At 64.3% G+C, this 11,937-nt stretch carries 9 protein-coding genes; 3 read left to right on the forward strand and 6 right to left on the reverse strand.

The window, feature by feature from the left end:
• Positions 1 to 990: 990 nt before the first annotated feature.
• Positions 991 to 1,314 carry a hypothetical protein gene (locus ACLQ2Q_RS11465; RefSeq protein WP_425820594.1) on the reverse strand — a complete coding sequence of 108 codons (324 nt, stop codon included), beginning with the start codon at positions 1,312 to 1,314 and terminating at the stop codon, positions 991 to 993.
• Positions 1,315 to 1,678: 364 nt separating this feature from the next.
• Between ACLQ2Q_RS11465 and ACLQ2Q_RS11470 the strand changes: the two genes are divergently transcribed.
• On the forward strand, positions 1,679 to 2,134 hold the full coding sequence (locus tag ACLQ2Q_RS11470; RefSeq protein WP_425820595.1) for an Ig-like domain-containing protein: 456 nt from the start codon (positions 1,679 to 1,681) through the stop codon (positions 2,132 to 2,134).
• A 408-nt stretch (positions 2,135 to 2,542) separates the two neighbouring features.
• Here the strand turns inward: ACLQ2Q_RS11470 and ACLQ2Q_RS11475 are convergent, their stop codons facing one another.
• Positions 2,543 to 3,643: a Gfo/Idh/MocA family protein gene (locus tag ACLQ2Q_RS11475; protein ID WP_425820596.1), complete on the reverse strand. Its 1,101-nt coding sequence runs from the start codon at positions 3,641 to 3,643 to the stop codon at positions 2,543 to 2,545.
• Positions 3,644 to 3,912: 269 nt separating this feature from the next.
• On the opposite strand from ACLQ2Q_RS11475, the gene ACLQ2Q_RS11480 reads away from it, so the two are divergent.
• Positions 3,913 to 5,334, forward strand: a complete 1,422-nt coding sequence (locus ACLQ2Q_RS11480) for an FAD-binding oxidoreductase (RefSeq protein ID WP_425820597.1) — start codon at positions 3,913 to 3,915, stop codon at positions 5,332 to 5,334.
• Between the two features lie 144 nt (positions 5,335 to 5,478).
• On the opposite strand, the gene ACLQ2Q_RS11485 is transcribed toward ACLQ2Q_RS11480, so the two are convergent.
• The 4 genes from ACLQ2Q_RS11485 to ACLQ2Q_RS11500 all read right to left on the reverse strand — a co-directional run bounded on the left by ACLQ2Q_RS11485 (position 5,479) and on the right by ACLQ2Q_RS11500 (position 10,167).
• Positions 5,479 to 5,652, reverse strand: coding sequence for a hypothetical protein (locus ACLQ2Q_RS11485; RefSeq protein ID WP_425820598.1), 174 nt, complete (start codon positions 5,650 to 5,652; stop codon positions 5,479 to 5,481).
• Between the two features lie 163 nt (positions 5,653 to 5,815).
• Complete coding sequence (locus tag ACLQ2Q_RS11490; RefSeq protein WP_425820599.1) at positions 5,816 to 6,802, reverse strand: aldo/keto reductase; 987 nt, start codon at positions 6,800 to 6,802, stop codon at positions 5,816 to 5,818.
• Between the two features lie 237 nt (positions 6,803 to 7,039).
• Positions 7,040 to 7,663 carry a hypothetical protein gene (locus ACLQ2Q_RS11495; RefSeq protein WP_425820600.1) on the reverse strand — a complete coding sequence of 208 codons (624 nt, stop codon included), beginning with the start codon at positions 7,661 to 7,663 and terminating at the stop codon, positions 7,040 to 7,042.
• Positions 7,664 to 8,001: 338 nt separating this feature from the next.
• Positions 8,002 to 10,167, reverse strand: a complete 2,166-nt coding sequence (locus ACLQ2Q_RS11500) for an FG-GAP-like repeat-containing protein (RefSeq protein WP_425820601.1) — start codon at positions 10,165 to 10,167, stop codon at positions 8,002 to 8,004.
• A 333-nt stretch (positions 10,168 to 10,500) separates the two neighbouring features.
• Between ACLQ2Q_RS11500 and ACLQ2Q_RS11505 the strand changes: the two genes are divergently transcribed.
• A complete protein-coding gene (locus ACLQ2Q_RS11505; protein WP_425820602.1) occupies positions 10,501 to 11,271 on the forward strand; it encodes a helix-turn-helix transcriptional regulator in 771 nt (256 codons plus the stop codon).
• The last annotated feature ends 666 nt before the right edge of the window (positions 11,272 to 11,937 follow it).

Consider the following 11,937-nt stretch of genomic DNA (forward strand, 5'->3'; position numbering starts at 1 on the left):
CAAAGTGATCACTCTCCAATCGTTGAGTGTTCACTTTTCAAGCGTCGTTACTGTCCAGTTTTCAAGCGTCGTCGACAACTACGGTCGATCTGAGACCTCCTCGGATGTGGATTGAAGAGGACCGGTTGTCCACAGGTTTGACTCGCTGGTTGGAGTGCGTCCTGCTGACGTGTCAGAAGGATCCGGTTTGTCGGAGGGATTTTAACGTGGGTTTCGTCGGGGACGTTCGGGCCAGAGTCGGGCATGGTCGCCATGAACTTCTTTGCAAGCGCGTGCCTTGCCGGACTCGCGGTGATGCTGATGCTGCTCGGTTCAACGAACACAACTTGTGGCTGCTGCTGCCGACACTCGCCGCGGCATTGGTCGGCGCGTGAGGATGACCGACGACTTTCGCCGCTCCGCTGTGAGCCGCGCTCGACTCTCCGCCGTCGGACTGCCCGAGAAGCTGAGATCCCTAGACAAGGAGGCGTCCGGCTGGGATTCCCTGTTCAATCTTCTCCCTCGTGACCGTGGTTGCTATTACGCGACGGGGGCGTCGCTGCACGTCGGGGTCAAGGGCAGACGGAGATTCCTGCGACCGTAGCAACGCCACACTCAACGCACACCCGAGGACCGAGACGCCCGGCCGCCGGTCCGTTACTGACCACGAGTGCTGATCTCCATCAGTGCCGCCAGTTGCGCCCCAGCAGCTTGACTTGTGACTTGACGGTCCCCTCACTCCAGAGCATGCTATCGGTGACCGCGAGTGGGGGATCCTACGGGCGGAGCGACCTTGCGAAGCGGACAAGACTCCAGCAGGAGGTTCGGATGCCCCAGCAGGTAACAGGATTGCTTGAAGTCCTCAACGATGCTGGCCAGGTTGTTGTCACAATCGATCCCAATGAGCCGGCGGCGATCACGATCAGCACACCCGACGGCAAGACTCAAGTCACGGGTGGCGGTTACGTCACCGATGGGACGGTGACAGCGGAGCGTGATCTTGTTCTCGGCTCACCGAGCTTCGGTGCCCGGCCTTCGTCGTTCAAAGTAGTCGCCGCCGGCGGAGGGACGATACTCAACTTTGACGGTCAATTCGCCGTGCTGGATATCGGCGGTGCCGGCAACGAGGGCGATCTTCGAGTGCGGGACAACGACAATCGTGTCCGTCTGCACATCGACAGTGGGCGCGGCTCGCTCTTCATGACCGACGCCTCGGGCAACCTTGTGTTCCGATTTGACAGCGACCATGCAAACCTCGACGTAGGCAACGTACTTGGTGGAGGGGGCGCAGGAGATGTGCGCGTGCATGATGCTGCAGGCAATGTGCGCATCCACTTGGACGGCGCGTCGGGAAACGTCATAACATCTGGAGCCGACTGCGCAGAGGATTTCTCAATAGATCCGTCTGAGCAGCTGGGGCCGGGCACCGTCCTCTCCCTCGATGAGGACGAGCTGTTGCGGGCCAGCATGCATCCATACGACCGCCGCGTCGCTGGAATTCTTTCGGGCGCGAATGGTGTAAGCCCGGGTGTCATCCTTGGTCGCGAGGCGGGTGTACCGAACCGTCTCCCACTCGCACTTGCCGGCAAAGCCTGGTGCAAAGTTGACGCTTCCTATGGAGCCATCGGCGTGGGTGACCTCCTCACGACTTCCGCCACACCGGGTCACGCGATGAACGCAACCGATTCATCGCGGGCGTATGGCGCTGTCATCGGCAAGGCGCTACGCCCCTGGCGCGACGGGCTCGGCCTGGTTCCTGTGCTGGTCGGCGACTCTCTCGGCACTCTCCGGCACGAGCACGGAGGCCGGCGGCATCTTCAACCGCACGACGGGGTGGAGCGGCCCGGTCGCCTTCGAAGCGGCCGCGCGATCGAGCACCTTCCTGGCACTCGAACGCAGCGTCGGCACATCACGGGAGCGGCTGACCGCTTCCGCCCGTGTGACGACCGCATTGGCCGCCAGCGCCGCCGGGACGATCGATTTCTACGTCGACTCGAAGCTGGTCGGCAGCGTCGCGGTCGGCGCGGACGGGCGGGCATCGCTCCTGCTCCCGAAGCTCCTGCGCGGAAAGCACTCCGTGATGGCGACCTTCCGAGGCTCGGAAGCGGTGAAGTCCTCATCCAGCGCGACATCATTGCTGCGCATCTTGATCTGACGCCGAACATCCGCGTGGCACCCAACGCTGCCGCGCAACAGTGCCACGACGCGTGATTCACTCGGGACTGATCCACTAAACGTGCGGGTCTGCACGGAGCTGCGCATTGTTCCGCGCGGTCCGGAGATCCATGATCACCGTTACGAAGTAGTCCCCAAACCTGGTGTGACGCCCGACATGTCCCTCAATACGACCGAAGTGACACGGTCGAACCGGTTCGGCCCCCGAAGGCCGCCGGGACTCAAATCCAGTTTCGCTTCGCCCGCAAGGGATCCCTTTACGCGCGGTCTAGTTGAACACTTAGGGTCGTCAGGACTGGTCGGAGGCTGCCGACTGATTGGGTCGTCCATTCCTCTGTTCGGATCGGAACTGCGGGGTCTCAACGCGTATGGTGCAGGGGTCGAGGGTCTAAAGGTGTTGTGCTGTGCCGGTTTCGTGGGAGGTGACGGCTGCGTCGATGATGCGTTGGACCTGGTGCCCGTCGTTGAAGTCCGGAGCGATCGGCAGGTTGTGGATGATCGCGTCGATGAATAGTCTCGGGCCGACTGATTGCTGGCGGAACACGGCGAACGCATCCGCAGGGTCGGTGTCGCCGTAGTACTCCTCGGGAACCGGCAACGCTTCGGCCATGTCGACGCCGCGCCGCAGGCCGATGATCTCGGATACAGCAGGCGCGGGGGCTGTCCAGGGATCTGCCCGTGTGTCGATGGTGCCCGCGCTTCCGCTGATCACGGCGGTCTGGCCCGTGCGCAGTCCGGGACCTGCGATATTGCGGAGTCCGACATGGATGACGGCATGGGCGCCGGAAGCGAAGTCCAGCAACACGAAAGCGGAGTCGTTCGCCTCCGCCATCGGGGCACCGTCGGGAACATCCGGGTGTACGAACATCCGCATGCTCCCGGTGACGCGCACCACGTCACCGAATAGCCAGCGGGCAACATCGATCAGATGGGCTCCCAGTTCAGCGACCGCGCCCTTGGAGCGTCGGGCGTCGAAACCCCAGTGATACGGGTTGATGTCTTGCGCCGGATTCCAACCCGTAGGCCATGTGAAGTAAGCGTGGTACGGATCGCCGATGTACCCATCGGCGATCAGCCGTTTCAGATATCGGTAGTGCGGCAGCCCGCGGTTCGTGAACTGCACCATATGCTTCACACCTGCCCGCTCGGCAGCGATCAACATGTCCTGCGACTGAACGGCTGAGAGCGCGAGGGGTTTCTCGCAGAGCACATGCAGCCCCGCGTGCAGCGCGCTCATCACCATCGGGTGGTGCAGATCTTCAGGAGTCGCCACGACAATCGCATCCAGGCCGGCCCGATCGATCATCTCCTCATAGTCGGTGAAGACCTGAGAGACACGGTGCTTGTGGGCAAGCGAAGACGCGCGTTCCGGGTCCCGTCCACAGATCGCCGTCAGCTCGGCACCCGGGTGCGAAGCGAGCGCCGGCAGATGGAAGTCATCAGCCCAATAGCTGGTCCCGATCATACCGACACGGACTTTCGCTGACATTGCGACCTCCGAACGCCCCGCAGCCCTGATCGTAGACCGCGATCATCAGCGGCACAGCACACTCGCCTCGCTGCCCGCCACGATCCGTACCCGGGCATCGATCGTGAGGTGGTCGCCAACCGCCTTCCGCGTCGTCCAGAGTCGCCGGCCGGTGGGGTAAGGCGTTGACGGTGGGTCGGCCAGCCGACATTCTGATTACGGTGGCCCATGAGCGCTGCGTTCGGGACAGCAGTTTCACTGTCCGATTTCCTTCGTGAAGGAGTTCCCTGATGGTTGCGGCCGCCCGTCCAGCGATCGAGATGCTCCGCGAGAGCATCGACGGCTCGATCATCACCGTTGAGAGCCCCGGTTACGACGAGGCCCGCAAGGCTTGGAACGCCGACATTGATCGGCGACCTGCGGTTATCGTGCGGTGCGCCTCTGGTGGGGACGTCGCCGCGGCGGTGCTTTTCGCACGCGAGGCCGGGCTGGAGATCGCGATTCGTGGTGGGGCGCACAGCTTCCCGGGTCACTCGGTTTGTGACGATGGATTGGTCATCGATCTGAGCCGCATGAAAGCGGTCGTCGTCGATCCGGGGGCCAAGCTGGCCCGGGTTCAGGGCGGCGCGCTGCTGCGCGACCTGGATGCCGCCACTCAGGCTCACGGCCTCGCGGTCCCGGCCGGAATCGTCGGTCACACTGGGGTGGGCGGTCTCACGCTCGGTGGGGGCATGGGTTGGCTGACGCGGCAGGCGGGTCTGTCCATCGACAACTTGGAGTCCGCGGAGGTGGTCGTCGCCGATGGTCGAGTGCTGCGTGCGAGCCAGGACGAGAACTCCGACCTGTTCTGGGCGATCCGGGGCGGCGGCGGGAACTTCGGCGTCGTCACCGAGTTCGAGTTCCGGCTGCACGAGGTCGGACCGATGGTGCAGGTCGGATTGTTCTTCTGGGGTCAGGAGGATGGCAAGGCCGCCTTGCGGCTGATGCGAACGGTGATCGGTGAGTTGCCTCGCTCAATGAACGCCCTTGCCATCGCTGCGATCACCGCTGCTCCGGCCCCGTTCGTGCCCGTCGAGCATCAGGGCAAGATTTGCTATGCCCTCGTCCTCACCGGCTTCGGCGACTCGGGAGAGCACCAGAAGATTGTGGATCACATCCGCAGCGTGCAGCCGCCCTTGTTCGACTTCGTAACGCCCATGCCCTACCTCGCGCTGCAGCAGATGCTGGACGAGCCGAACGCGTGGGGGTTCTACGGCTACGACAAGGGCGCCTACCTCGAGGAGCTCACCGACGAGGTCATCGACGTGTTGACCGAGCGCGGACCCGAGAAGAACTCGCCCCTCTCGCTGCTGATCTTCTACCGCCTCGACGAGGCCTACAGCGAGGTCGGGGAGGACGAGACTGCTTACGGTGGCGGCCGATCTCCCCGCTACTTCGGGACGTTCGTGGGACTCTGCCCGACTCCGGAACTGTTGGGCCCGGAACGGGCATGGGTGCGATCGGTGTACGACGCACTGCGACCGCACTTGCTCACCAGCGGCACGTACGTCAACGTTCTGGTCGAGGAAGACGATTCGCGGATCCGGGAATCCTACGGCGCCAAATACGACCGTCTGCGCGAGATCAAGGGCAAGTACGACCCCGAGAACGTCTTCCATCGCAACGCCAACATCAAGCCGGCGGAGGCCAGCCGGCCAGCCCTTGCGGGGTGAGCCGAACGCCCCGACGCGTCCACCAACGATCCCTCCGCGGGCAGTGCACGGAAGGCATCGCTCAGCGGGCACCCCCGATCTCCGAGGCCAGCCTGGGCGCGTCCTCGGTGATCCACTGGTCGAGCACTTGTCCCGCAACGTCGTTCAGACGGCCTGGGACCGAGCGGGCGTTTCGTCTCCGCAGCCGTGGAACGCCCGGGTGAGTACCGCCAGTAGCCACGGCGGCGGAGGGGGCAGGTTGGTCTGACCGCCGAACGGGATCACCTCGAGATAGACGCGATGCCCGACGAGGTGGACGTCGCCGGATCCGATCAGCAAGCGAACACATGGCACGCTTCACGAACGCCCGTGCGGACCATGCGCGTCCATCCCGCGGCGCCGAATGGAGAGAGACGGTCCGGAGAATGCATGGAGTGGCGCAACCATCCCGGCGGCACCGGTGGTGGCCCGGCGGCCGCTGCGGTGCCGGTGGGTCTGCCGGCTACCAGGCGTATGCCTCGGGAGCCTGTCCGCCAGGACCCGGAAAGAGCTCGTCGAGGGCGCGGAGGTCCTCGGCGCTGAGCTCGATGTCCAGGGCGGCCACGGCCGTATCGAGCTGCTCGACCGTCCGCGGGCCGATGATCGGACCCGTCACCCCGGGCTGATGCAGCAGCCAGGCGAGACCGAGGGATGCCGGCGTCCACCCGCGCTCCCGTGCGAATGCGTCGTAGGCGTCGAGCTGATCGCGAAGCTCGTCGCGCTTCGACTTGACTGCCGCCGCGGCCGAGCGCGCCTTCGCATCGGAGGATCCTCCGCTGAGGAGCCCGCCGGCGAGCGGCGACCACGGAAGGATGCCGAGGCCGTAGTTCAGCGCGGCCGGGATGACTTCCAGCTCGATGGAGCGCTGCACGAGGTTGTAGAGCGACTGCTCGCTCACCAGTCCCAGGAAGTGCCGCTGCTGCGCGATTTCGTTCGCCTGCGCGATGTTCCAGGCGGCGAAGTTGGAGCTGCCCGCATACACGACTTCGCCGCGTGCGACGAGCACCTCCATCGACTGCCACAGCTCGGGCCATGAGATGTGACGGTCGATGTGATGGAACTGGTACAGGTCGATGCGATCGGTTTGGAGGCGACGGAGCGAGCCGATCGCCTCGCGGCGCACCTGCCATGCCGACGCGCCCCGTGCGTTGACGACATCGCCATCGGATGTGGGATCGACCATCGGCGAGTGCACCTTCGTCGCCAGCACGATGTCGTCCCGGACGCCCGGACGAGCCGCGAACCAGCGACCGATGATCTCCTCGGTCGCACCGCGGCCGCCTGCTCCGCCGTAGCCGTTGGCGGTGTCGAAGAAGTTGACCCCGAGTTCGTGTGCGCGGTCCATGATCGCGAACGCGTCCTCCTCCGTGGTCCGATCGCCGAAGTTCATGGTGCCGAGGACGATGCGCGACACCGAGGTCCCTGTGCGGCCGAGATGCGTGTAATCCATGACGCCCATCGTCACATACCGGGCGCGCCCCCAGGCCGTTTTCCAGACCCTCACAGGGTCAGCGCCGTGACCAGCTTCATCGCCGTCGCACCGATGCCGACAGCGGTCATCGCCTGGACCCTCAGCGCATGGCTCATGCCTGCGACGCGCCGCGTGAACGTGCGAGTCGTTGCGCTGACGTGCGTCGCCCAGGACCGTTCAGCGGGCGCAGGAGAGCCGGTAGCGGTCGGTCAGGGTTCAGCCGAGGAATTCCGGCCGAACCTCGGCGACATCGGAGAGTTTTGCCCGTAACTGCTGGGCCAGGGTTTCGCCCTCTTCACGCCAGCCATCGGGGAGTGGAACATCCTCTTGCCGGTCCAGCCAGGTCTCGTTCCAGTCGTACAGAGCTTGACCGAGCTCCGGTGCGAGCCCAAGGTCTTCTGCCGTGAGTCGGTAGTGCTCGGTGGAGTTCTCCCATAGTGGCCACCCGCTCACCCACTCCGGGAACATGCGGATCACCCGTAAACCGTTGGGCAGCGTCGGGGGTAGCCCGCGTCGACGCTTGGCCGCCAGATACCGATCCTGCATCTGGCGGCGACGCTGCCACTCTCGGGCGGAACTGGGCGGATCGTTGTAGTCCATGCCCGACAGCCAGATCAGGCCGCGCAAGCCACGGGCATCCGTCTCGACGAGCGCGAGCGACCACAACTGTTCATCGCCGTTCGACATCGCCACAGCACTCTGCAGCGCCTCTTCGACGGTGGCCTCCACAATGTCCATAGCGGTCACTGCGTTCTCGGCGCCTTCAAACACGTAGACCCGATACCGAGCATCGTCCCGTTCCCAGGTCGAGTCCCGCTCATCGACATACACTCCGCGCATCACACCAACCTACGAGTCGGGTCCGTCGTCCGAAGAACGGGCGCAAGGGCCGTGGCTGCCGCCCACCCGGTCCGCTGTGGACAGCACTCCGACATGTCCTACCATCGCACCAGCCGTCGGGGCTGCGCAGCCGATCCCCATGCGGGCGGTGAACGGAAGCGGAACCCAATCGTGCGGTCTGTCGGCTCCACCTTCCTCGGCGGGTGGGACGGAAGGATCCTTTTGCGCGACACTGCAGCGATCGCGGGCCCCGAGTGAGGACAGGATCATGGGCGCGATTCGGCGAACTAAGCGTTCGCTCAGTTCGACGCTAGCTCCGCCTCGTCGTAGACGCGGTGTTAGCGAACGGTTTTTGCGGTGCTGGTTCGAGATGTCGTGATGTACCCGGTCTTGGAGGCAGTCACCGTCACCGTGATGGCGGCGCCTGCATCTGCTGCAACAAGCTTGTATGTCGCAGCAGTCGCTCCAGGAATCGCTACTTGAGCCCGCTTCCATTGGTACGTGAGAGTGGTCGGGATGGGCGACCAGGTCCCGGGTATAGCAGTCAGTGTCGAGCCGACGGTCGCGGTCCCCGTTACCGTAGGAGCCGGGGCGGCGGTGAACGCCATTTTTGCCACGGTCTTTGGGGTGCTGGTTCGAGATGTCGTGATGTACCCGGTCTTGGAGGCAGTCACCGTCACCGTGATGGCGGCGCCTGCGTCTGCTGCAACAAGCTTGTATGTCGCAACAGTCGCGCCGGCGATGGGGCGTCCGTCGCGGAGCCACGTGAATGCCCGATTGACCGGGTCTGGACCCCAAACGCCGGCGTTGGCTGTAAGGGATTGCCCGAGCTGAGCGTTGCCGCTGATTGTGGGAATGCTGATCGCCGACAGTGATTGGACGCCATTGGCCCAGTCGGGTTGGCCGTAGCCGCTGAACCCCTCGTAGCTGGACGGGAACCCCGCCCCGTTCGAAGTGAGTATCCGGGTGATTCCGCTGTTCCATCCTTCGTACCAGGCTAGGTCAGACTTGCCGTCCCCATTGAAATCGCCTGCGGCTGCCCAATCCGGTTTCGAGTAGCCCGCCAACCACTGCGAACTGCTGAATGCGCTACCGGTGGAGCTCAGCATCTGTACTGCGCCACCGCTATTCCATGCCTCGTACCAGGCGATATCAGACTTACCATCGCCACTGAAGTCTCCCGTTGCTGCCCAGTCGGGTTTTCCGTACCCGGCAAGCCATTGGGAGCCGCTGAATCCCGACCCGGTTGACTTGAGGATCTGAACGGCGCCACCGTTGTTCCACGCCTCGTACCAGGCGACGTCAGACTTGCCGTCTCCGTCGAAGTCTCCTGTGGCCGCCCAGTCGGGCTTGCCATAGCCACTCACCCAGCGGGATCCGCTAAAGCCGGTGCCCGTTGACAGGAGAATCTGGATAGCACCGTCATTCCATGCTTCGTACCAGGCGATGTCCGTTTTGCCGTCTCCGTTGAAGTCGCCGGTACCGGCCCAGTCAGGTTGGCTGTACCCGCTAAATCCCGCGTAACTGGACGGAAACCCAGCCCCGTTTGATGTGAGTATCCGGGTGGTTCCGCTGTTCCAGCCTTCGTACCAGGCGAGGTCGGACTTGCCGTCTCCGTTGAAATCTCCCGCGGCAGCCCAATCCGGTTTCGAGTACCCCGCCAACCACTGCGAACCACTGAAGCCTGTGCCGGTGGAGCTCAGCATCTGCACCGCGCCACCGTTGTTCCACGCCTCATACCAGGCAATATCCGACGTACCATCGCCAGTGAAATCTGTGACGGCCGTCGAGCTGTTCCCGCTGCTGCTGCCGCTACCGGTGAGACAGCAGACTGCGAGACCCGTGTTGGTTACCGCGCGGCTTCCGTCCAGACCGTTCCAGTAGCCGTGGTAGTCGTTGCCGCTGCTGTACACCCGGTATGCGCCTAATGCGAAGCCGCTTATGTCTACGGCGGCCCCGTCTCGCTGGATCGACAGGTGAACGTGGTCGAAAGTCGCCGAACCGCCGCAGGGAGTCGCGCGCGCCGCATCACCCAGGTAAGTACCTGCAGGCACGTGGCTCCCCACCAACCCGCTCTGTTGGTTGGCGAGATGATAGTAGGTGCTCTGCCAACCATTGCCGTGGTCTACGCCGAGGTAGAAATTCCCTGAGCACGTCACCTTGTATACCGTTCCCGCCGCGATCGAAACGACTCGGGAGCCCGCGCCAGCGCTCGGACCAAGATCGAGCGAACCTCGCGGGCCAGTGTTATTCCCGGCGCTGGAGTGCGGCGCGCCTGCCTTCCAGCGTTGGCCGTCCTCGAAGGGGAGCCGCCAAATCGGCATCGGTCCAGCCGCGACAGCCGCTGCGGGTGCGACGGCGCCGATCGCCAGCGCCAGCGCAGCACTCGCCAGAATCGCGAGCAGTCGAGGAGTCCGGCGCGACTGGCGCCGGGAAAGCTCTCGCCGTGCTTCTGCGGTTCCAACCAACAATAGTTCTGAAGTCGGTGCCACCAGATCCCCCATGGTCAACGTAGGTAAAGCGGTGAAGAAGCACCGCCCACGGCCCAGAAGCCCACCGAGGCGACGTCAGCGTAGCAGAGGCCCGGTCTTCACGGGTCAGCCGCATCGAGCAGGAATTTGGCGATGCGACTTAGAAAGTCCAGCGAGATATGCATACCCGCCGGAAGTTTGCCGGGGGCAGCCGAAGGCGAAAGCGCCCGCTACTGCGTAATATGCAGCCGAGGTGCACTGTTTCGGCCGGACACGCCTAGAGACTCCCGCATCGATGGACACGGTCCGAATGCGCTGGCCGAGTTGACGTGGCGACCAGACGGAGGCTTCTGACATCATTCCGGCATGGCGAGCGGTGGGGTTCAAGTGAACGGGGCGACCTTGCGGGAGATACGAGTTCGCGCTGGGATGAGACAGGCGGACGTCGCAGGCATTCTTGGGGTCACTCGGTCGACGGTGTCGAATATGGAGGCTGACCGGCAGGCAATCTCTGCAAAGCAGGTCCGGTCGCTGGCGGATGTATTGCCGGAGTGGGCTGTAGCGCTTCTGCGGACCGGCGGAACCGCGGAGCCCGACATTGACAACGCAAGTTTCGCGATCGAGGAGTTGACGATCGCATATGTTTTCGAGACGTCTCGCTCTCCTAGCGAGATCATCCAGATCCGGCGGGTGCGGGCTGTCCGGGCGGGAGTATCCCGCTACGCGCTTGGGCTGGTCCGCTCGGACGGTGAGTCGTTTGTCACGGATACCAAGGTGCTCTGGGGAGGCTTCCTCGACGAGTCTCACCGCGAGACGGATGGTCAAAGCGTGATCGCTGTCAACTTCGGTCGCAAGCTGCGACGCGGCGAGGTCCACGAGATCGCCACCAGGTCATGGGTGGAGCGAGACGCCGAGCCGGATACGGAGATCGCGCTGACGGTCACGATCCCCACCGCCCGTGCATCCATTCACCTTGCCTTTCACGGTGTGCGTGGGGTGCGCCGTGCGTGGTCGTACGCTGCTGACGACGTGGACCCGGAGCAGACCCCGGTTCCTGTGGGGCTCGATTCAGGCGTGACGTTGAAGATCGAAGAGCCAACACCCGGGCGGACGTACTTGCTCGCGTGGGAGTGGTGAGCGTCGGCGGCGAACGTAGTGGTGAGGTGGGTTTGTAACCTTCCTGGCGGCCGCGCGCACCGCGTCGCTAGTGTGTGACGGGCGAGCCCACCTATGCATCTCCGGGCGCGAGTGTCGAGATGTACGGTGGGCTGTCCAGTTGTTCGGGGCACCCTCCCGTACCGATTCCGGGGGGAATCTAAAATGGGAGAGCAACGTAGCAGTCGTGTCCTTGGCCGGGCGGGGTGGTCATCGAGTTCCGGTTTAAGGAGCCTCGCCGTTTCCGTTGGTGCGGTGGTCGCGATGGTGTTCGGGCTGGCGGTCCCCGCATATGGGGCGGCGGTGTTTACGACGGCGCCCACCCCGGTGATCATGGGCGCGGCAGTGGTCGGGCAGTCGCTGACCGCCAGTGCGGGGCCGTGGGCGCCGACACCGGACTCAGTGTCGTATCAGTGGAAGCGAGGTGGCGCAGCAATCGCCGGTGCTACCTCAAGCAGCTACCTGGTGGCGTCCGTGGACAGCGCCCAAATGCTGACGGTTACGGTGACCGCGAAGAAGACGAACTACACCACGACCGAGGTGAGCAGTACCCCGTTCAACGTGGGCACCGCGTTCACGACGGCGCCGACGCCGACGATTACTGGGACGGCGGCGGTGGGGTCCACGTTGACGGCGGCTGCGGGGACG

It is taken from the genome of Microbacterium sp. DT81.1 (assembly GCF_049844955.1).
Classification (GTDB): domain Bacteria; phylum Actinomycetota; class Actinomycetes; order Actinomycetales; family Microbacteriaceae; genus Microbacterium.